Consider the following 20942-nt stretch of genomic DNA (forward strand, 5'->3'; position numbering starts at 1 on the left):
TAAAAGAAATCCTATCTGGCAATCCTGTTCATAGAGACTATTTTCATAAGGAGAGATGATAAGATGAAAGTTCGTCAAGATGCCTGGTCAGAAGAAAACGATCTGCTGCTCGCCGAAACCGTTCTTCGTCACGTACGCGAAGGAAGCACGCAATTAAACGCATTTGAAGAAGTCGGCGACTTATTAAACCGCACGTCAGCTGCCTGCGGATTCCGCTGGAACGCTGTTGTGCGCACCCAGTACGAAAAAGCACTCAGCCTCGCTAAAAAGCAGCGCAAGCAGCGCAGCCGTACCATCGAGAAAAAGACCCTGTATACACCGCCGGCAGAAGGTTCGCTGGCGATCACAATGGCTGATGTGATCGGCTATTTGCAAAGTCTTGATTCTATCGATGCAGTTAAAGCAGAAAACGAGCGGCTGCGTGCCGAGAATGAGCAGCTGCAGTGCCGCTTGAATAAAATTGAACAGTCATCTGAAATTATGCAGGAAGACTATGAAACACTAATGAAAATCATGAACCGCGCCCGCAAGTTTGTCGCATTAGATGATGAAGAAGGCGCTGCGGTTACCTTTAAGATGGAACAAAACGGAAACCTAGAAAAAGTGGCAGAGTAATATTAAGCAAGGGCCCGGTCGTTTCGTTCGATTACACGCTGCAAATAACCGTCAAAGACCTCTGCTTCAAATGACGTCATAGAGCCGCTTTCAAGCGGACCGCCAAGTTCTTGCAGCGACTTTAAAAATCGTATGATGACATCTTGGATGGTGAGTGGTTTTCTGATCAGCTCTTCAAGTGAAGCCATCACCTCGGGCTGAATATCCGGGTACACCCATTTTGTCTGAGCCTGCCGCTTGGCTGCTTCGTAAAAAGAACGGACAGCTGCGGCACGCTCTGAGCCGCTTCCATTTACACACAAGTAGATTTGAACGGCTACACCTTTTTTCAGGCGGCGCTGCGAAATGCCAGCGAATTTCTTGCCGCCAATGCTAAGATCATAGCTTCCTGGACAGTAGGATCCAACAATTTCATAGGCATCGATATCGGCCTCCGGAAACATATGGCGAACGAGTGTATACATCGCTTCATAGCCGCGGTCAATATCGATGCCTTTTTCCGTGTCCGGCACCAAAAGCGATAAGTTCAGTACACCTTCGTCCAAAAGCACCGCAAGCCCGCCTGAATTGCGGACAATGACCCGGTAGCCCTCGTTCTCAAGCACCTCTACCCCTTCTTTTAAATAAGGCAGCTTTGTATCTTGAATGCCAAGCACAATGGTGTCATGATGCACCCAGGCACGGGCCGTTGCAGGGCTTTGCCCGGCGCCGATCGCTGTTGCAAGGGCGTCATCAGTAGCAAATGAATGAATAGGGTTAAATCCTGGCCCGTAAGCGGATTGGTCGATAAACCGCCAAAGCGGACGGCGCAGAAGCGCTTCTGATTGATCCATAACGATTCTCCTTCACAAAATGTTCTTCTTTTACTGTAGCCTTCTGGCGGGAGTCGTTCAAGCTTTTTATGATATAGTAAGTAGGACTATATTACATAGGAGATGAAGAACATGAGTGAAGCAGCAAAAACGCTGGACGGCTGGTATTGCCTGCACGATTTCCGCTCGGTTGACTGGGCAGCATGGAAAATGCTGTCAAGCAGTGAACGAGAAGGTGCTCTGGCCGAATTCCGGAAATTCTTATATAAACTGGAAGAAACACAGGAAATGAAAGCTGGCAGCCACTCCTTCTACAGCATTATTGGCCAAAAAGCTGATTTTATGCTGATGATTTTGCGCCCGACAATGGCAGAGCTGAATGTAATTGAAACAGAATTCAACAAGCTGAAAATTGCCGAATTTACCATCCCGGCGTATTCCTATGTATCCGTTGTCGAACTAAGCAACTACCTGTCTTCTGATGAAGATCCGTACCAAAATCCACAAATTCGCGCTCGTTTGTATCCGGAGCTTCCTAAAACAGAGTATGTATGCTTCTACCCAATGGATAAACGCCGCCAGGGCGAAGATAACTGGTACATGCTGCCAATGAAAGACCGCGGCAATTTAATGCGCAGCCATGGTATGATTGGCCGCCAGTATGCCGGCCTTGTGAAACAGATTATTACCGGTTCGGTTGGATTTGATGATTACGAATGGGGTGTCACGCTTTATGCGGATGATGTACTTCAGTTTAAAAAGCTCATATATGAGATGCGCTTTGATGAAGTAAGTGCCCGCTACGGCGAATTCGGTTCTTTCTTTGTCGGCCATTTGCTGACAGACGAAAAGTTTACACAAATGATGCATATCCAATAACCTTTTCAGACGGTGTCTTTCAGGCATCGTTTTTTTATGTGCATTTTTTGCCGGCACTCCCCTTTTATTGTACGGCACGTAATGGTTAGAGTTTATGGATTCAGGCGTAAGCCCAGCACCGACTTTATACGCTTTGCATAAAGTAAATCGGGAGGTGTTGATGTGGCTGTTGTTGCTCATACGGAAGAGGATGTAAAACTTCTGGCACGCTTTGGCAATGTCGGCGTAAACCGGACACGGTCTGACTGTCTTGATTTCAAAGATATCCGCACAATCCGCCAAATAGTTTTTCAGTCACCCGGCGGCTTTGAAGCAACACAGAAAGGCTATTTTTATCAAGGTGCCCGCCAGCAGAACATCGACCTGGCACGAAAAGTATTAAGAAGCGGCCGCTGCCATCTGGTTTCCAATGCCCTTTGGTTTTTTGAGCCAGCCGGCGGATGCCCTGCCCAGTGGTTTAACCAGCCGAATACCGACCGGTATAAATCCCACTGCTTTTTTAGTCCGCTTCGTTCTGTTTGTCCATCTGTTTACTAAATAAGGAGGCGTTTTTTTTCATGAATCCATTTCAGCATGTACCAGCCCAGGGACCGATGAATCAGGGAAGCATGAATCAAGGAAGTATGAACCAAACCGGGCCGCAGACACTGCCTCCAGTAGGTATGGGCCAGGGCATGGGTCAAGGTATGGGCCAAGGCATGGGACCGGGTATGGGCCAGGGCATGGGGCCGGGTATGGGCCAGGGCATGGGGCCTGGTGGGCCTGGCGGAGGAGCCGGCCTGCAGCAATTTGAAGAATCCTACATTGAAAATATTTTCCGTTTAAACCGCGGCAAAATGGTGACCGTGTATACAACGTTTGAAAACAATAAAGAATGGAATGCTAAAGTGTTCCGCGGCCGTATTGAAGCAGCCGGGCGTGACCACCTTATTTTAAGCAGTCCTTCAACCAACCAGCGCTTTTTAATTCCGCTTCTTTACCTTGATTATGCTGTCTTTGATGGAGAAATTGCCTACGAGTACCCGTTTAGTTAAAAAAGAGCGGCATGGAGGCCGCTCTTGTGAGAATGTAGACAAAGCAAGAAAACAGGCTGATTGAAACCGTCTGCTCTTCCAGGAGGGCCGCCTGCCCGGAAGCGAAGTGACCTCTTGGGTGAAGGTCATGAGCATTTACAGCCGGCAAGTGATGCCGAAAGCAGGCGATTGAGGACAGCTTGAAAAGAGCGGCATGGAGGCCGCTCTTTTCCTACATATTTTTAACGGCTGCTACAATAAGCATTACCCAGGCAGCAAGAAATGCCACGCCGCCAATCGGCGTAATCGCACCAAGCTTGCTGATGCCTGTAAGAACTAACACAAATAAGCTGCCGGAAAACAGCATGATTCCTGCAAACATAAGCCAGCCTGACCAGTTCAGTGCAGAGCTGCCCGCAAACTGCCCCATTAAAAAGCCGACGATTATTAAACCGAGCGCATGAAACATTTGGTATTGAACCGCTGTTTTCCAAATGTCTAAGTACTTCGCTTCTACTTTTCCTTCAAGCCCGTGAGAGCCAAAGGCGCCAAGCGCAACCGCTAAAAAGGCATGGATCGCCCCTAAAATAATAAATAATTTCATGATTCTGCTCCTTTAAAAATCAAAAATTGAATCGCCATTTGAACCGTCTTCTGTCGCAATCCGCTCTTTCTGGCCAACAATCTGTCCAGGATCCTGGACTGGCGGCATAACGGCTGGCGCCACAGAAGCCTGCTTCGGCGCAGGCATGTCCATTCTAGCTCCAATAAGCAAGTCGCACATCGACTTGATCGCATAAATATGCCGTTCCATTTCTCCTGGACCGGCGTTTCTTGCCGCAGCTATTTCCTGCTCCATTTTCTGCAGCACTTTCTCATGGGATACATTCACTTTTTAACACCTTCTTTCGGAGAAAATTGAAAACATGGATGGCCTGATGACCGTTTCACAACCACAGATGGCATCTGCTTTGTTTTAAATCCAAATGCCCGGCAGCCACGAGGAGCCTGCGCATCCCATGTGACAAAAAAATGCCGGCATTTCATACAATTCGGTTCCGCTTTCAACACGTCCCTTCCCCGTTTCACGTGAAACATCAGGCTGCTGGAAATATACGCACGTTTTTTTAAAGCAGATAACCTGAAAAAGGCTGGGCTGCATAGTGCAAAGCTTTGCTTATAAAAGAACAGACGCTTCCAGACAGCCTGCTTTTTTGCTTTCTTTGTTCTTTGAACAATTTATACGTTTGAATCGAGGCACCAATTAATCGGGCTTTCCCCTATAGAAGCGAGCGCTTCATTTGCCTTGGAGAATGGCCGGCTTCCGAAAAATCCGCGTGATGCTGATAATGGACTTGGATGAGGCGATTCAATAATAACATGCCTGTTTATGTCGATTAAGGCTTTTTTGCTTTGTGCCGGTCTTCCCCAAAGTAAAAATACAACCGGCTTCTCCCGCTCGCTGATAAGTCTGATTACCTGATCCGTAAATGTTTCCCATCCCTTGTTCCGATGAGAATTTGCTTTTCCCTCTCGAACAGTTAAAACAGTGTTTAACAGGAGAACCCCTTCATCTGCCCATTGTTTTAAATATCCATAATTCGGAACTTCGCAGCCAATATCTTCTTTCAATTCCTTATACATATTTTTTAAAGATGGCGGCGGTTTAATGCCAGGCTGAACCGAAAAGCTTAAGCCGTGCGCCTGGTTCGGTCCATGATACGGGTCCTGGCCAAGAATGACGACCTTTACATTTTGGTACGGCGTAAAATGAAGGGCATTAAAAATATCATCCATATCAGGATGAATCACCTGTGTACTGTATTCTTCTTTTAAGAATGACCGCAGCTCCTGGTAATAAGGTTTTTCAAATTCACCTTCAAGCAGCGGTGCCCAGTCATTTGTTAAGATTTTTTTATTCATGCGGCTCACCTCCTTCTTCATTATAAAGGAATGAGTCGCTGTTTAAAAATAAAGCGGGCGGGTATAAGAAAGCGAACATGAAAATACGAGGAGGTCTTTCTGTGTATACCGCAAAAATCGTTCGAAACCATACAGAAGCGGCCAGTGCCGTAACGGCTTTTTCACAAGATGGATTTTCCAAAGAAGCGATTTATGTGTTTGCCCGCGATAAAGCTGAATCTAAACAGTTAACCGACGCGACCAACAGCGGCACAGTCGGCTTCAAGGAGCAGGGCTTGTCCGGCACAGTCGGCAATGTATTTAAAAACCGCGGGGACGAGCTGCTTTCGAAGCTCCACAGCCTCGGAATGAGCGAATCCGAAGCAGCCGATTATGAAGAACAGCTTGACCGGGGGCTTATTGCCGTCGTTGCGACAGATAAAAATCCGGAGGACCGAAGTTCAGCCAATTCCAACGATCAAAGCGTCCTTTAAAAAGGGCGTTTTTTCTTGTGCATTTCCCTTTTGTTTCTTAAACTAAAAGAAGTGTTAAAAAGGAGGAATTGCATCATGAAAAAAACATTAACCATTGCAGGATCAGATACAAGCGGCGGCGCTGGCATCCAAGCCGACTTGAAGACCTTCCAGGAGCACGGCACATATGGCATGACAGCCCTCACAACAATTGTCACAATGGACCCCGATAACGGCTGGAACCACGGTGTGTTTCCACTAGCGATCGACACGCTACAGGCTCAGTTAAAAACAGCCATGTCCACTGGCATTGATGCGCTGAAAACAGGAATGCTTGCTACGCCTGAAATTATCGAAACGGCAGCAGCTTCTATTAAAGAGAACGATATCCAAAAAGTCGTCATCGACCCAGTTATGGTCTGCAAGGGCGAAGACGAAGTACTAAATCCGGAAGCAGCCGAAGCAACACGCGACTCTCTTCTTCCGCTTGCGACCGTTGTCACACCAAACTTATTTGAAGCATGGCAGCTTTCTGGTGTCGGCCCAATCCGCACAATCGATGATATGAAAGAAGCAGCTCAAAAAATTCATGCACTTGGCGCAAAAAACGTAGTGGTTAAAGGCGGCAAGCAGCTGCAAAGCGAAAAAGCGGTTGACCTTTTCTACGATGGTAGTGAATTTGAGCTGCTAGAAGGTGAAAAGCATAACACCACATACAATCATGGTGCGGGCTGCACGTTTGCGGCTGCTATTACGGCCAACCTGGCAAACGGACAGGACGTAAAAACAGCAGTCCATAATGCGAAGGATTTCGTAAATGCGGCGATTAAACACGGCTGGAAACTGAACGAGTATGTCGGTCCTGTTATGCACGGTGCTTACAACCATAAATAACATATAAGAAAATCCCGCCTGCTTGGACGGGATTTTCTTTTTATTTAAAATACGTAATTTTCTCTTGAACCGGCATCCGTTCTTTTGCTTGCGGCAATTCGTCGTAATAGCCGAATTGCAGCAAGGCCAAAATCCTCTCGCCCGGCTTTACACCAAGCGCTTCACGAAACTTTGGCGCATCCAGCCAGACTGGTGTTTTCCAGCATGTGCCGATGCCCTGCTCCCAGGCAAGCAGCTGGGCGTTTTGAATAAGTGCGCTTGCAGCCGAGAAATCTTCCAGCCGTTCTTTTTGGCGCGGATCCTCCGGCACAATGACAAATACAAAAGCGCCAGGCAGTGCGAAGCCGGCTGTTTTTTTCCTTAGCTCTTCCTCCGGAAGCACATTCCATTTTGGGATCGTACATTCTTTCAGCGTCTCCCGCATCGCTTGGAGTCCCTCTTCAGCTGCAACAACAAACCGCCATGGCTCGCGGCAGCCATGATTCGGCGCCCACACTGCGTCCTCTAATACAGCCGTAACATCGGAAAGCGCTACAGGCTTGCCGTTAAATTTCTTGATGGAACGGCGTTCACGAATAATATTTTTCAGCATATGTACCACCTCTATCTATTAGATTTCTTTTTCCATCATACTGAAAAAGCGGGATTTTCGCCATTCGAACTATTTTTTAGTACAATAGGGCAAGAACGAAATTCGACGGGAGGGCAACGGACATGGAACCGATTTTACCTGAAAAGGTACAGGAGCTTATTAATACGTTTGCCGGCCAGGAAGTATACCTTCACATGGAAACGACAAACGGTGCTTACGCATCACATTTTAATGAAAAGTTTTTCTCTGCGGGTGCGTATATCCGCAATGCGAAGCTTACATATGAACACGGCAAAATTGTCGGCGATGGGCCGTTTCGTGTTGGGCTGAAGCTTGCAATTGGCTGGGTCTACGCAGAAGGATTAACTCATTATGGGTTTGATGAAAATGGGCACTTACTGATGGCTGGACATGATTTTGATGGAAAACTGGCAGTCGCTCTGCAGCTGGGCACGACGCCGTTTAAGTAACGAAAGGACTGAAGACGATGACCAAAACAATGGAAATTGAACAGGAGCGCCACGTCCTTGTCATCTTTCCTCACCCGGATGATGAAGCATTTGGTGTCTCCGGTACGATCGCTGTTCATACTGGACGAAAAACACCGGTCACTTATGCCTGCTTAACACTCGGCGAAATGGGCCGCAATCTTGGCAATCCTCCTTTTGCTAATCGCGAGTCTCTTCCAGATGTCCGCAAGGCAGAGCTGCAAAAAGCAGCCGAAGCCATCGGCATTCAGGATTTGCGTATGATGGGCCTTCGTGATAAAACGTTAGAGTTTGAAGATGATCAAAAAATGATGAACCTCGTCACGGATTTGATTGATGAGCTGAATCCTTCCCTGATTATTACGTTTTATCCGGGCTACTCTGTTCACCCGGACCATGAAGCAACCGCACGTGCGGTTGTACGGGCGGTGCGCGCGATGGAAGAGAGCAAACGGCCGAAGCTTCACTGTGTGGCCTTTGCGAATAACACGCTTGAAGAAATCGGGCCGGCTGATATCCGTTACGACATCCGACACGTGTATGATAAAAAACTAGAAGCCATGAAAGCTCATATTTCCCAGACCATCTGGATGCTGAAAGATCTGGAAGCAAGCGTCGCCGAAGAAGGAAGCGAGCTGCATGACCGGTTTAACTACGAGCATTTTTGGACATATACATTCGATGAAAAAGACAAAGTAACCGAAATAAAAAGCTGATCTGCATTTGCAGACCAGCTTTTTTAATGCTCGTTTAAATAAGCAGGTTAAACAAGAGAGGATCACTATTGATTTCCATATAAGGGAAGCCATTTTCCTCCATCCGCTTAACAAGCGGCGCATAGTCCTCTTTATGTTTCAGCTCAATACCGACCAGAACAGGTCCTTCATCACGATTGGTGCGCTTTGTATATTCAAAGCGGGTAATATCGTCGTATTCACCCAGCACCTGATCCATAAACTTGCGGAGTGCCCCGGCACGCTGCGGAAAAGTGACGATAAAGTAATGTTTTAACCCTTCATAAATGAGCGAACGTTCTTTGATCTCCTGCATGCGCTCAATATCGTTATTGCCGCCGCTGATCACACAAACCACGTTCTTTCCTTTGATCTCGTCTTTATAAAAATCAAGGGCAGCAACAGACAGCGCTCCTGCCGGCTCTGCTACGACTGCATTTTCATTATACAGCTGCAAGATCGTCGTGCACACTTTGCCTTCTGGAATCACGGAAATACCGTCGAGCACATCCATGCAAATATCCATTGTCAGGTCACCGACTTGTTTAACGGCCGCCCCGTCGACAAACGGATCGATCGTGTCCAGACGGGTTACCTGTCCGCTGTTCAAGGAAGCTTTCATGCCAGCTGCTCCCGCCGGCTCAACGCCAATCAGCTTCGTGGATGGGCTGATGCCTTTTAAATATGAGCCGACACCGGCTGCAAGGCCGCCACCGCCAATGGAACAAAACATGTAATCAATAGGTTCTTGCATATCGTTCAAGATCTCAACCGCCACGGTTCCCTGCCCGGCAATCGTCCGATAATCATCGAATGGATGAACAAACATTTTTTCTTCTTCTGTGCAGTAGGCCATTGCTGCAGCATATGAATCATCAAACGTATCTCCTGTCAGCACAACCGATACTTTATCTCCACCGAACCGTTTCACCTGCGATACTTTTTGACGTGGTGTTGTGGACGGCATAAAGATCTTCCCTTCAATGCCGAGGGCAAGGCAGGAATACGCAACGCCCTGCGCATGGTTGCCGGCACTTGCGCATACTACGCCTTTTGCCCGCTCTTCCTCCGTCAAGCTCCGGATAAAGTTATACGCGCCGCGCAGCTTAAAGGAGCGGACAATCTGTAAATCTTCACGCTTTAAATACACGTTACAGCCGTAACGGGCTGATAAAAGTTCATTTTTTTGAAGCGGTGTCTTGGTAACCACGTCTTTAAGCACCTGGTTTGCCACGACGATTTCTTCTACTGATACTTTAGACACGGTGAATTCTCCTTCTTATTGCGAATTGTATGAATTATTTTATCATTTGACCGCACTTCGTTCCAGTGCATCTTCAATCGCCTTGGCCACTCCGCTTTCTTCATTACGGGACGTCTCAAACCGGGCTGCTTTTTTAATATTGGCGTCTGCGTTGCCCATCGCATATGAATATCCGACTCTCTCAAGCATAGACAGGTCATTATAGTTGTCTCCCACAGCGAGCGCATCTTCGAGCGAGAGTCCTTTAGAAGTCAAGTAATTCTCAAGCGTAATGCCTTTTTGAGCCTGGTCATTAGTAATTTCAAGGTTTTCGTTCCCAGATGAGCTGACAGCTATTCCGTCAACCCCCTCGAGACGGTCCGCCGCCCGCTGCAGCAGCTCGCGGTCTGTTGAAAACACGAAAAATTTATAAATGTGCTGGCTCGTGTCACGAATGATTTCTTCGTAATCATTCACTTGTTTAGCAAGGCCGTGCTCGATCCGCAGCTTAGCGCGTTCACGAATGTCTTCTATATTTGCGTCTGGATGTGCGGAAAGAACAATATCAATCAACAGCTCTACCGCTTTTTCTGCGTCGTCTGTGTACGTTGCTTGATTCGTATACACTTCAAAATAAACACCGACATCTTTTAAGCGGCGGTATAAATCGTATGCCAAATCATCTTCAATCGCCGTAAATTGAATGATTTCGCCCCCTGCATCCCGCACTTCCGCTCCGTTCACTGCAATAATCGGGCACTCGATCCCGGTTCCTTCTAGTGCAAAGCGGGCTTCTTTGTAAGAACGCCCTGTTGCAACAATGACTTCGATCCCAAGCTCCTGCGCTTTTTTCATGGCGGCTCGGTTTTCTTCACTCACTTCCATGTTCCCGTTTAATAGCGTTCCGTCCATATCTGTTGCGATGCTTGTAATCATTCGGGTCACCTTCTTTTTCATTTCATTCTTTCCTATTTTAACATGAAAATAGTTCGGAATCCGGAAAAATACCGGGAGTATACAGTGCAAGTATTGTAAGCGCAATCAAGATTCTGTATTTTATGAATATGTTCTGAAGCATAGATTTTTAAAATAGAATGAATTAAAATTGCACATGTTGAATCTTTATACGAAGAAAGGATTTATATATGCGTAAATTTGGTTCCCTCTTGCAGTTTGTGATTCCATCTGCAATTGGGATTTTATTGTTTATGACTCCCGTGTCAATGGAAGATGGCATGACTATTCCGATTGCCGTTTTGTCAGCCTGGCTCCAGGATGCTCTTGGAGATGCCATTCCCAGTATTGTAATGGTCCTGATTGTGTTGTCTGCTTTGTTGACAGTCGTTGTTAAACTCGTTCGTCCGACGTTTGTGCGCCATTCTGCTTTCTTGACCGCTCTTTTTGATATTTCGCCGTTTTGGCTGATTGTCCGCCTGGCCGGCGCTGTGTTTTCAGTTTTGACTTATTTTCGTCTTGGTTCTCAAGCCATTTGGTCGGACGCAACAGGTGGAACGCTTCTGTTCAGCCTGCTGCCTGTTCTGTTTGCCGTCTTTTTATTTGCAGGCATCCTCCTGCCTCTTCTGCTTAATTTTGGCTTGCTTGAATTTGTCGGCTATTCCTTAACGAAAGTGATGCGGCCGCTCTTTTTGCTGCCTGGGCGCTCTTCAGTAGACGCACTTGCTTCATGGCTTGGCGACGGGACGATTGGCGTTTTGCTAACAAGCAAGCAGTATGAAGAAGGATTTTACACAAAAAAAGAAGCGGCCATTATTGGAACCATGTTTTCAGTCGTCTCGATTACTTTTTGCCTTGTCGTCATCGGCCAGGTCGGCCTGGACCAGTATTTTGTTCCTTTTTACTTAACCGTTGTTTTAGCCGGAATTGCCTGCGCGATTATTATGCCGCGGATTCCGCCGCTTTCAAGAAAACCCGATACCTTTGTAGATGGAACACCGCGTCGTGCTGATGATGAATCGATTCCATCCGGGTATACCTCTTTGTCATATGGATATGAACAGGCTGTGAAGCGGGCCGGCCAAAGCAAGCTGTCCGAAACCGCAATTGATGGGGTAAAAAATGTGCTGGATATGTGGCTCGGTGTTATCCCAATTGTCATGGCGATCGGTACAACAGCTCTGGTTATTGCGGAATCAACGCCCGTTTTTCAATGGCTCGGCCTGCCGTTTATTCCTCTGCTTGAGCTTTTAAACATACCATTCGCCAAAGAAGCATCTGAAACGATTATGATCGGGTTTGCCGATATGTTTCTGCCAGCAATACTAGGCGAAAGCATCCAAAGCGAGCTGACACGGTTTGTAGTTGCAGCTCTATCTGTCTCACAGCTTATCTATATGTCAGAGGTAGGCGGACTGCTTCTCGGGACAAAAATTCCCGTTTCTTTTAAAGATTTGTTTCTTATCTTCATTATCCGTACGCTGATCTCTTTGCCGATTATTGCAGGAATTGCACACCTTTATTTTTAAAAAGCCGGAACTTACCGGCTTTTTTTTCGTATAATCGGGTAATGATATATGTTGCCTAGAAAGGAAGTGTCTCTTTTTGACAAACAAACTTTGGTTCCAAACAGGAATTGGTATTTTACTGGCGATGCTGATTATTTTTATGTTTCAGCAAATTCATGATGTCTTTAATCCTCTTATTATTATCGCCAAAACAATTTTTCTGCCTCTTTTGATTGGCGGGGTGCTTTTTTATTTAACAAGGCCGCTCCTCCACTTTCTTGAAGCAAGAAAGCTGCCGCGCTGGGCTTCTATTACATTCGTGCTTGTTGTGGTCGCGGCCGTATTCTGGCTGATTTATGCGATGATCGCGCCCGTTATCGGTGAACAGGCCGGTTCTTTAGCAAAAAACACACCGCAAATGATCGAGGAAGGCGAAAAATGGGTGGATTACCTGCTCAGTCACCGGGATGACCTGCCGCCTCAAGCGCAGGAATCTGTTGAAAGTACGATCAGCAATGTTTCTAACAATATAAATGAATGGACTGTTGGATTCGGCTCCTGGCTGTTAACGTTTCTTCAAAACTTTTTCCAAGCCTTGTTCCTTTTGATCCTGGCGCCATTCTTCCTTGTATACATGCTGAAGGATCATGAAAAGTTTGCACCGTTTGTTGCCGGCTTTTTCAGCGGAGAACGAAGAACATGGATCCGCAAAACACTGCATGACTTGGATGTGACGCTTCGCTCTTACATTCAAGGGCAGCTGTTGGTCAGCTTCCTTGTCGGTGTGATGCTCCTAATTGGATACTTAATTATCGATTTGAATTATGCCCTGCTATTGGCGCTGTTCGGCATGATAACAAATGTGATCCCGTTCCTCGGCCCTTACTTGGCCGTTGTGCCGGCTATGTTTATCGCTCTTCTGCAGGAGCCGCAGATGGCCTTGTACGTAGCGATTATTATGCTCGTTGCCCAGCAGATTGAAAGCAACTTTATTTCACCAAATGTAATGGGCAAAGCGCTTGATGTTCATCCGCTTACCGTTATCACGGTTATTTTGGCGGCAGGAAACATCGCCGGCATCTGGGGCGTTATTCTAGCCATTCCGTTTTACGGCGTTGTCAAAACGATTCTGTCTAACCTTTATCAAAAAAGAACAGAAATCCGTGAAGCTGCTGGAAAAGAAATTGATTAATACAACACAACTGTCTCTTCGGAGGCAGTTTTTATTGTTAGCATGCGGACCGGATAATAAAAAGAAAACCCTTTTTAAACGAAAGGGGTTCAGACTGTAGACAAATTACATGGATGACCGTGCACGTGAATGGATGGATCGGCGGCGTCCAGGCAGCTCTGCTTTCCATGGGGCAGGGCGCTCCCATGGGAGTCTGCGCCGCCCTCCCGCCGCCAAGTGGCTTGCGACAAGATGGTATAGAGCTCCTAAGGTCGTGTCTTTCTGTTTAAAAAAAGAAAATTTTTATTCGGTCCTTGCTTATGGTTCTTCAACACCCATTAGTGAAGCCTGCCGGACGAAGACTCCTGCGTGAAGTACATCGGGAGACCCCGCAGGCGCAGCCGAGGGAGCTCCCGCACTGCCTTAGGATGCGCGAAGTCCGGCAGGTTTCACTTACCGGCTCTTTTTTAATAGTGAAAGACTTTGTCTACACACTACCCCTTTTTGAACAAAAGGGGTTTTCTTTTTTACTTCTGTACGAACCAAGTGTAAAATTACACGTAAGGAGTGATGTTCGGTGAACAAAGAAGCGATAACAGCTATAGTTTCCTCTAAATTAAAGCTGGTCCGCACAGAACGCGGATACACACAGGATAAAATGGCTCATGTGATCGGCTTGTCTAAAAAAACACTTGTGCAAATTGAAAAAGAACGCTCCACTGCCGGCTGGACAACAGCGGCAGCGGTATGTGCGCTGTTTCGGAACAGCGATATCCTTCAGTCTGCGCTCGGCGGTGACCCGGTTGAAATAGCCGAGCTTGCTGCGCACAAAACGATCTCACGGCCAAATGGCCAGGAAAAAACAATGGGCGGCCGCGTTTGGTGGCGTGAGTTAAACAGTCAAAAAGGCATCCGTCTTCAGCAAAATGTCATCAGCGGCCACTACCGCGTGCTGGATGCCGAAGATTACCGGCTTTTCAGCACATATGATGCAGCCGAAGCAGAAGAGCATTTCCAGAATCACGTGAAAAGAACCGGGGACGAATAACCGTTTATTCGTCCTGCTCTTCACAATCAAAGCAAAACAGCTCTCCTTGTTCTTTTACCCCATTTAAAAATCCGTCCAGACAATAAATATCCTTGCCGCATACGATACATTGACCGACCCATTCTTTCAGGACCATCTCCCCCTTTAAATTCCATTATATCCCGCTATGTATCTTTCTGTTGAAATTATATATAATAAGGATTACTACTTTTGAAGGAAGCGAAGTGACCGTTTATGCGGAAGTATGGACTGTTTTTAGCAGCGGCTCTTTTAATTTACGCCAGCTTTTTAACGCTTGAAAAAAGCAATCATGCAGTGTCAGACAGCCAATTCACCGACCCGGTTTTGTTCGTTCATGGCTTTAAAGGAACCGCGCGCTCCTTTAATACGATGATTGCCCGGTTTGAGGAAAGAGGCTGGGGAGAGCGGGCACTGACCATGAATGTCACGCGTACTGGCAGGCTTCTCGTCCGGGAAAGTCCTTTTTCTACAGAACGGCCTGCACTTATTCAATTAATTATGGAAAACAACCGGGCTTCCTTTGAGGATACATCACGTGCAGTAGCTGCGGCTATGCAGGTGCTGAAGAAGGAATACGGTATTGAACATATAAAGGTAGTCGGCCATTCAATGGGCGGCATTGTATCGGTAAAATTCTTGCAGGATTTATATGACCCTGCGCTTCATCCGGCAGTTGACCAATTAGTCACGATTGGCAGCCCCTTTAACGGCGTAGCCGGCGGACGATGGTTTACGCAAAACGAAGGTGAGGCGGTATACGACCTTATGCCCGGTTCGCCGGCTCTTGCTCAAATCACTGCCAGCCATGCTCAGTTCCCAAAGGAAACACGAGTATTAAACATTGCCGGAACCGGTGATCAGGTAACGCTGCTTCAAAGTGCACTCAGCTTAAAAGCCATTGTCCCAAAAGACCAATATCAGCTTGACATCCTCTATGACACAACCGTTGATCATAGCGGCCTGCATGAAACACCTTTGGTCGACGAGAAGATCGGTACTTTTTTTCATTATCAGTAAAGCAGCCTCTGCCAGGCTGCTTTTTTATGAAAAAAAACGGCTTCCCTCACAGGGAAACCGATGTATTTATCTATATTATCCTTTAAAAATATCGCTGTGTGCTTCACGGATACGCGCTAACACGGCATCCACAGTGGCTTCAGCATTTACGGGATATTCTTTCACTCGAGTAACGGAGCACGCGTCTCCTGTCTGGCACAATATTTTTACACATTCCGCTGTTTCTTCTTCGAGTTCATGCCATCCGCCCTCTTTGAAAAATGCACCTGACTTGGCCATTTTTTCATACTGTACAACATAGTTCTCTTTTACTTCTTCGGCAAAATAGCTTTTCACATCAAGAAGATTTTCAACGACCATCATGGTTATGGGTCAACTCCTGTTTCTTTGATGGCACTAGTATACGACGTTTTTTTTCGAAAAAGAACCGGCATTCGCATAAAAAATCTCATTATATACAATTTGGTAACACTTCGTTCACGAATTGTTCACAATTTCACAGAAGGAAGCGTTTACTACCTCTGCCAGATCGCGAGGAGACAATTCTATTTGCGCTCCGATCCGACCCGCACTCACGACAATAGACTCAAATTCTTCCGCCTGTGTATCTATAAAAGTTGGATAAAGCTTTTTCATTCCTACCGGCGAACAGCCTCCCCGTATGTATCCCGTTTGTTTTTGAATCTCTTTTACGGGAAGCATATCAACTTTTTTCTCACCTGCCGCGCGTGCCGCCCGCTTTAAATCAAGCTCCGCTTCGACCGGCACGACAAACACGAACAAGCCGCCTGCCCCTTCGGTAACCAGTGTTTTAAAAACGCGCCCCGGTTCAATGCGAATCTTATGGGCAACGGACACCCCGTCTATCTTCCCGTCTTTGTTATTGTATTCGTGCATCCCGTACTCAATGCCTGCTGCATCAAGCAGCCGCATTGCATTTGTTTTTCCTTTTGCCACCGTGCTTCCCCCTTTTTCTATGGTACACTTATTGTACTATAGTCAATGTGAAGAGGTGGAGCAAATGGACCAACTGACCGTTTCCGGCTTAATGGAAGTGATGAAAGAATTTTTTCCGCCGAATACGTCTGTTGCCGTGTCAAATCACGAAACATTTATTTATTACCAGCCGAGCCGCCTGATTGATTTGCATATTCGGGTAGGTGATCCGATCAAGCCGGGCAGTGTTACCCAGCAGGCTATCGAAGAAAAACATCAAGTGTCTACGTATATTGACAGCGATGTATATGGTATTCCCTACTATGCGATGAGTGTGCCGATTTTTAATAATCATGTGCTCACTGGTGCCGTCACAACCATCCATCCGGCCAAGCCATCGCCTATTTCACGCAATCTACTAACGATCAAGGCGGAAGACCGGTGGTATCCTATTCCGTACAGTGACGTTATATATTTAGAATCTGAAGGACGTAAAACCCGCGTGCAGGCCCGGACAGGCAGCGGCTACCATAAACTCAATTTAACGGAGCTTGAATTTATGCTGCCGGATGATGCTTTTATCCGTGTGCACCGCTCTTATATCGTGAACGTGAACTTTATTCAGGAAATTCAGCCCGACTCGCATTCAACTTTTTTGCTGATTATGAAAGACCGCACTAAAATTCCCGTCACCCAGACATATACGAGTGCTTTCCGCAAATCGCTCAATTATTAACAAACTTGCTTCATGACGCGAAATTTCTCCTTCGCGTCTTGTTTGCGGTTTTTCGTTACAAACAAAATGAAAGCCCTTTCAAATATTGATACACTTACCAAAACAACTTGGGGGGGTCGAATCACAGTGAAGGAACGTATTCGCATGGAGGAATTAAAAAACAGGATTGTGAGCGCCGATGAAGCGGCATCCTGGATTGAAGACGGGATGACATTGGGGTTAAGCGGATTTACACGAGCGGGGGATGCAAAAGCCGTACCGATGTCTCTTGTAGAACGAGCTAAGACGGACCCATTTAAAGTCAATATTTTTACCGGTGCCTCTCTCGGCTTTGACTTAGATAAAATGATGGCAGAAGCCGGGATTATTCATAAACGCCTGCCCTTTCAGGCAGACCCAGTTATGCGAAAAGAAATCAATGAAGGGCATCTGCTTTTTGTGGACCAGCATTTATCCCATACGGCCGAATCCATCCGCAGCGGGATTCTCGGACCAGTCGATTATGCCATTGTGGAAGCAGTCGCTATTACAGAAGACGGACTCATTATCCCGGCAACTTCTGTCGGCAATTCATCTATATTTGTTGATAGAGCGGAGAATGTCATTGTGGAGCTGAATACCGCCCAGCCGGCAGAACTCGAAGGCCTTCACGATATTTTTAATCCGAACGATCCGGGAAAACGCGGACCAATCAGGCTGACATCGGTAGACGAGCGTATTGGAGAAATCGGTATTCGAGTTGATCCAGTAAAAATTAAAGGGATCGTTTTAACAAATGCTCAGGACTCACCCTCTACGATTGTGCCGCCAGATGCGGAGACAGCACAAATGGCAGACCATTTAATTGCCTTTTTCCGTGAGGAAGTGAAAGCGGGACGCCTGACCAATGAACTCGCTCCTCTTCAGTCGGGCATTGGCTCGGTTGCCAATGCAGTAATGCACGGACTGATTGAATCGGAATTCGAAAACTTGGAAGTGTACTCAGAGGTGCTGCAAGATGCCGTATTCGATTTGTTTGACTGTGGTAAAATCCGCTTTGCTTCCGGCTGTTCAATTACTCTTTCAGAAGAAAAAATGCAGGATGTTTATTCAAACTTAGCAAGGTATCAGGGTAAGCTTGTCCTTCGTCCACAGGAAATCTCTAATCATCCCGAGCTGATCCGCCGGCTTGGCTTGTTATCGATTAATACGGCTCTTGAAGCAGACATTTATGGAAATGTAAACTCTACCCATGTACTCGGCACAAAGATGATGAATGGCATTGGCGGATCGGGCGATTTTGCCCGCAACTGCCGGACTGCTATTTTTGTAACAAAATCAACCGCGAAAGGCGGCGCGGTTTCCAGTATCGTTCCGTTTGTTTCACACGTGGATCATACAGAACATGATGTGGATGTGATCGTTACAGAGCAAGGCTATGCCGACTTGCGCGGTCTCGCCCCGCGTGAACGAGTGCTCGTTATCATTGAAAATTGTGCCCATCCAGCTTATAAAGAGCAGCTGAGACGTTATTATGAGGAAGCACTATCGCGCGGCGGCCAAACACCGCATGTGCTTGAAAAAGCGCTCTCCTGGCATACCCGCCTCGCCGAGACAGGCTCGATGCTTGAACAAAGTTCTCTTTCCCTTTCGTAACGTCTGTCTATCCGCTTTGGAAAACGACTTCCAGACTCCTGTCTCAAAACGATTTTCTTTAAAAGCAGCATGACGTTAACTATATATTTTTTCCTTAAGGAGCTGTTTTTAACGCAGCTCCTCTTTTCGTTATAAGTGGGACAAATACAGCTTATCCTTACGCTAAAACGGTCCGTTTTTTCTCCTGTTTAAAAATTCTACTTCACGTTAAAAATTTGCTGCTTTGTGTCAAAAAAATACGGTTTTGTGTGCTTTATAATGAAAGCACTTTCAAAATATTTTATACTTATACACATGAAGCCGCTTGAAGCGGCTCAATGTATAAAATACAATTCCATACTCTCTCTGATTTACTGTCAGAAAAAAGCGGCCCCGGTGAAGGCCGCTTTTTTCGTTCTACTGACCGCGGCGCTGCTCCGCGATTTTTTCTTTTGCCTTCGCTATTTCCTTTACAGGCGGCATTAAACTTACTACGATATCTCCCGCTTCTCCCCGAGGTGAGGCGTCGCGTGTATAAAAAGCCAGCTTGCCGGAAGGCTTTACCAGGAACAAAAGCAGCGTATTTTCATCCAGCTCTTTTAAATAGCTGTCGTAGCCGAAGCGTTCCGTCAGCTCTGTTTTTCGAAAAACATAATCAGCCGCCCGCGATGTTAACGCCTGGTAATGGGCAGATGAATCAAACAACACTTTTCCGCCCACGGTTTTATTGAATTCTTTCGCTGTTTCTGTCCGCTCCGGCCCTGAAGCAATTTGATACAAATTCACACGGCCCATCTCCGGAACAAAGGTAGAGCAGACGAGTGCGTTATACGCCTCATCGCTCGTTGCAGCAATCATGTACTCATACGGCGTCAGTTCAAGATGATATTCGGTGCTTTCCGATAAAATTTCACCGTGGTAAACCGGCAGATTAGCCTGCCGTGCCGCGTGAAGCCGTTGCCATGATTCGTCCGCCACAAGTACGGGAATATTTAAATCCTGCAATGTTTTACCGAGCTTTGCCGTAAAGGTATTGCCGCCAACAAGCAGGACACCCGGCTTATCGGTTGAAGCCAAATGAAGCTTTCTAGCCAGCCAGCCGATTGAAAACCCATGAGCTACAACAGTAGAAAACACAAGGGCAAACGTGAGCGGTGTCAGCAGTGAAGCATCCTCATACCCTGCTTCAAAAAGCGACTGGGCAAAGTAGCCGGACACCGTGAGTGCCACAATGCCGCGCGGCGCAATCCAGCCGACCAGCGTTTTTTCCCCATTTGTCATATCCGTCCCGACTGTAGAAAGCCAAATCGATAACGGGCGAACGACAAACAGCATGATCAGTACGAAAGCAATAATACGGAAATCAAAAATCTGCATCAGCGTTTCTCTTGTCAGGGACGCTGTCAGCATAATAAAAATGGTCGAAATAAGCAGGATAGATATGTTTTCCTTGAAATGGCGCATGTCTTTAATAGAAGAAATGTGCATGTTCGCCATTACCATCCCCATCGCCGTTACCGCAAGCAGTCCCGTTTCATGCATCGTTTCATCAGCAATCGTAAAGCAGGCAATCACGACAACAAATACGGACGGCGACTTTAAGTATTCTGGCACACGCCCTTTTTCAAGCGCTTTGCCAAGACCAAGGCCAAACACTACGCCCAATATAACCGCAAAAGCGGAGCCGAACAAGAAATTAATAAACGTAGCGGCTGTTTCTTCTCCTGTAAAAAACTTAATAAGTTCAAATGCAAACAGTGCAAGAAGAGCGCCAAACGGGTCTACAACGATCCCTTCCCATTTCAATATGGCGGACGTGCGCGGCTTCAGCTTCGCCTGGCGCAGAAGCGGAAGAATAACAGTCGGGCCTGTGACAATAAACAAACCGCCAATCACAAACGAAACGGCCAGGGACAGCCCGGCTACATAATGCGCAGCCAGCGAGCCGGCGATCCAGGCGATAAAAGCGCCTAATGTTACGATCCTGCGAATCGGCTGTCGAACCGTTTTAACCTCGCGGAAATCAAGATTTAAGCTGCCTTCAAATAAAATAATGGCAACCGCAGCGGAGACAATAGGACCAAACAAATCGCCAAACACATCTTTCGGGTTAACCCAGCCGGCCAGCGGTCCAATTAAAAGACCTGCCACCGACATGACCACAATCGCCGGAAGCCTATAGCGCCAAGCTGTCCATTGAGACGCGATTCCAACAACAAGTGTGATCATTATATAAAACAACAGAGAATCAAACATCACATCTCCCTTTCTTCCCATGTTTCTGTCCATACT

26 protein-coding genes are annotated in these 20942 nt (G+C 46.7%); 14 read left to right on the top strand and 12 right to left on the bottom strand.

Translation table 11 applies throughout. The annotated features are described in order from the left end of the window. Window positions 1-63 precede the first annotated feature (63 nt). A complete protein-coding gene (locus RIN81_RS08710) occupies window positions 64-615 on the top strand; it encodes an RsfA family transcriptional regulator (protein WP_309089329.1) in 552 nt (183 codons plus the stop codon). A gap of 2 nt (window positions 616-617) precedes the next feature. On the opposite strand, the gene lipL is transcribed toward RIN81_RS08710, so the two are convergent. Beyond that, window positions 618-1448 carry an octanoyl-[GcvH]:protein N-octanoyltransferase gene (gene lipL, locus RIN81_RS08715; protein WP_309089331.1) on the bottom strand — a complete coding sequence of 277 codons (831 nt, stop codon included), beginning with the start codon at window positions 1446-1448 and terminating at the stop codon, window positions 618-620. 111 nt (window positions 1449-1559) lie between these two features. Here lipL and hemQ point away from each other — a divergent pair, with 111 nt between their 5' ends. The 3 genes from hemQ (at window position 1560) to gerQ (ending at window position 3340) form a co-directional block, all read left to right on the top strand. Continuing rightward, entirely contained in the window at window positions 1560-2306 is a 747-nt protein-coding gene (gene hemQ, locus RIN81_RS08720; protein WP_309089333.1) for a hydrogen peroxide-dependent heme synthase, read from the top strand. Window positions 2307-2468: 162 nt separating this feature from the next. Beyond that, on the top strand, window positions 2469-2843 hold the full coding sequence (locus RIN81_RS08725) for a cell wall hydrolase (protein WP_309089335.1): 375 nt from the start codon (window positions 2469-2471) through the stop codon (window positions 2841-2843). A 20-nt stretch (window positions 2844-2863) separates the two neighbouring features. After that, complete coding sequence (gerQ, locus tag RIN81_RS08730) at window positions 2864-3340, top strand: spore coat protein GerQ (RefSeq protein WP_309089337.1); 477 nt, start codon at window positions 2864-2866, stop codon at window positions 3338-3340. Between the two features lie 211 nt (window positions 3341-3551). Here gerQ and RIN81_RS08735 read toward each other — a convergent pair whose 3' ends face one another. The 4 genes from RIN81_RS08735 to RIN81_RS08750 all read right to left on the bottom strand — a co-directional run bounded on the left by RIN81_RS08735 (window position 3552) and on the right by RIN81_RS08750 (window position 5242). Continuing rightward, complete coding sequence (locus RIN81_RS08735) at window positions 3552-3923, bottom strand: DUF423 domain-containing protein (protein WP_309089339.1); 372 nt, start codon at window positions 3921-3923, stop codon at window positions 3552-3554. A 12-nt stretch (window positions 3924-3935) separates the two neighbouring features. Continuing rightward, window positions 3936-4211: a YwdI family protein gene (locus tag RIN81_RS08740; protein ID WP_309089341.1), complete on the bottom strand. Its 276-nt coding sequence runs from the start codon at window positions 4209-4211 to the stop codon at window positions 3936-3938. Further along, entirely contained in the window at window positions 4208-4417 is a 210-nt protein-coding gene (locus RIN81_RS08745) for a uracil-DNA glycosylase (protein ID WP_251271523.1), read from the bottom strand. The genes RIN81_RS08740 and RIN81_RS08745 overlap by 4 nt, the downstream gene beginning before the upstream one ends. Before the next feature lie 141 nt (window positions 4418-4558). Continuing rightward, window positions 4559-5242 (bottom strand): uracil-DNA glycosylase, encoded by a 684-nt coding sequence (locus RIN81_RS08750; RefSeq protein WP_309089343.1) that lies wholly within the window; start codon window positions 5240-5242, stop codon window positions 4559-4561. Window positions 5243-5343: 101 nt separating this feature from the next. Between RIN81_RS08750 and RIN81_RS08755 the strand changes: the two genes are divergently transcribed. Both RIN81_RS08755 and pdxK read left to right on the top strand, forming a co-directional pair. Continuing rightward, complete coding sequence (locus RIN81_RS08755) at window positions 5344-5715, top strand: YflT domain-containing protein (RefSeq protein WP_309089345.1); 372 nt, start codon at window positions 5344-5346, stop codon at window positions 5713-5715. 75 nt (window positions 5716-5790) lie between these two features. Continuing rightward, window positions 5791-6588 carry a pyridoxine/pyridoxal/pyridoxamine kinase gene (gene pdxK / locus RIN81_RS08760; RefSeq protein WP_309089347.1) on the top strand — a complete coding sequence of 266 codons (798 nt, stop codon included), beginning with the start codon at window positions 5791-5793 and terminating at the stop codon, window positions 6586-6588. Window positions 6589-6628: 40 nt separating this feature from the next. On the opposite strand, the gene RIN81_RS08765 is transcribed toward pdxK, so the two are convergent. Then, entirely contained in the window at window positions 6629-7180 is a 552-nt protein-coding gene (locus RIN81_RS08765) for a nitroreductase family protein (protein WP_309089349.1), read from the bottom strand. A gap of 122 nt (window positions 7181-7302) precedes the next feature. On the opposite strand from RIN81_RS08765, the gene RIN81_RS08770 reads away from it, so the two are divergent. Together RIN81_RS08770 and bshB2 are read left to right on the top strand one after the other, a co-directional pair. Further along, window positions 7303-7650, top strand: a complete 348-nt coding sequence (locus RIN81_RS08770) for a YojF family protein (RefSeq protein WP_242232711.1) — start codon at window positions 7303-7305, stop codon at window positions 7648-7650. Between the two features lie 17 nt (window positions 7651-7667). After that, a complete protein-coding gene (gene bshB2 / locus RIN81_RS08775; protein WP_309089351.1) occupies window positions 7668-8384 on the top strand; it encodes a bacillithiol biosynthesis deacetylase BshB2 in 717 nt (238 codons plus the stop codon). A gap of 34 nt (window positions 8385-8418) precedes the next feature. On the opposite strand, the gene ilvA is transcribed toward bshB2, so the two are convergent. Beyond that, on the bottom strand, window positions 8419-9666 hold the full coding sequence (gene ilvA / locus RIN81_RS08780; RefSeq protein ID WP_309089353.1) for a threonine ammonia-lyase IlvA: 1248 nt from the start codon (window positions 9664-9666) through the stop codon (window positions 8419-8421). Window positions 9667-9708: 42 nt separating this feature from the next. Then, on the bottom strand, window positions 9709-10581 hold the full coding sequence (locus RIN81_RS08785; RefSeq protein ID WP_309089355.1) for an HAD family hydrolase: 873 nt from the start codon (window positions 10579-10581) through the stop codon (window positions 9709-9711). 209 nt (window positions 10582-10790) lie between these two features. Here RIN81_RS08785 and RIN81_RS08790 point away from each other — a divergent pair, with 209 nt between their 5' ends. From RIN81_RS08790 to RIN81_RS08800, 3 genes are all read left to right on the top strand, one after another. Further along, complete coding sequence (locus tag RIN81_RS08790; RefSeq protein WP_309089357.1) at window positions 10791-12128, top strand: YjiH family protein; 1338 nt, start codon at window positions 10791-10793, stop codon at window positions 12126-12128. 76 nt (window positions 12129-12204) lie between these two features. After that, on the top strand, window positions 12205-13299 hold the full coding sequence (locus RIN81_RS08795) for an AI-2E family transporter (RefSeq protein ID WP_309089359.1): 1095 nt from the start codon (window positions 12205-12207) through the stop codon (window positions 13297-13299). Window positions 13300-13855: 556 nt separating this feature from the next. After that, window positions 13856-14326: a helix-turn-helix transcriptional regulator gene (locus RIN81_RS08800; RefSeq protein WP_309089361.1), complete on the top strand. Its 471-nt coding sequence runs from the start codon at window positions 13856-13858 to the stop codon at window positions 14324-14326. Window positions 14327-14330: 4 nt separating this feature from the next. On the opposite strand, the gene RIN81_RS08805 is transcribed toward RIN81_RS08800, so the two are convergent. Next, window positions 14331-14462 (bottom strand): hypothetical protein, encoded by a 132-nt coding sequence (locus RIN81_RS08805; protein WP_255821852.1) that lies wholly within the window; start codon window positions 14460-14462, stop codon window positions 14331-14333. Between the two features lie 98 nt (window positions 14463-14560). On the opposite strand from RIN81_RS08805, the gene RIN81_RS08810 reads away from it, so the two are divergent. Continuing rightward, complete coding sequence (locus RIN81_RS08810; RefSeq protein ID WP_309089363.1) at window positions 14561-15364, top strand: alpha/beta fold hydrolase; 804 nt, start codon at window positions 14561-14563, stop codon at window positions 15362-15364. Window positions 15365-15439: 75 nt separating this feature from the next. On the opposite strand, the gene RIN81_RS08815 is transcribed toward RIN81_RS08810, so the two are convergent. After that, complete coding sequence (locus RIN81_RS08815) at window positions 15440-15727, bottom strand: hypothetical protein (protein ID WP_242232703.1); 288 nt, start codon at window positions 15725-15727, stop codon at window positions 15440-15442. Window positions 15728-15841: 114 nt separating this feature from the next. Further along, a complete protein-coding gene (ybaK, locus tag RIN81_RS08820) occupies window positions 15842-16321 on the bottom strand; it encodes a Cys-tRNA(Pro) deacylase (protein WP_309089366.1) in 480 nt (159 codons plus the stop codon). 64 nt (window positions 16322-16385) lie between these two features. Here ybaK and RIN81_RS08825 point away from each other — a divergent pair, with 64 nt between their 5' ends. Both RIN81_RS08825 and scpC read left to right on the top strand, forming a co-directional pair. Next, a complete protein-coding gene (locus RIN81_RS08825) occupies window positions 16386-17036 on the top strand; it encodes a LytTR family DNA-binding domain-containing protein (RefSeq protein ID WP_309089368.1) in 651 nt (216 codons plus the stop codon). 66 nt (window positions 17037-17102) lie between these two features. Further along, window positions 17103-18671 carry a succinyl-CoA:acetate CoA-transferase ScpC gene (gene scpC / locus RIN81_RS08830; protein WP_483863899.1) on the top strand — a complete coding sequence of 523 codons (1569 nt, stop codon included), beginning with the start codon at window positions 17103-17105 and terminating at the stop codon, window positions 18669-18671. Window positions 18672-19067: 396 nt separating this feature from the next. Here the strand turns inward: scpC and RIN81_RS08835 are convergent, their stop codons facing one another. After that, entirely contained in the window at window positions 19068-20906 is a 1839-nt protein-coding gene (locus RIN81_RS08835) for a cation:proton antiporter (RefSeq protein ID WP_309089411.1), read from the bottom strand. Window positions 20907-20942 lie beyond the last annotated feature (36 nt).

It is taken from the genome of Domibacillus sp., assembly GCF_031181085.1.
In the GTDB taxonomy this organism is placed as follows: Bacteria; Bacillota; Bacilli; order Bacillales; family Domibacillaceae; genus Domibacillus.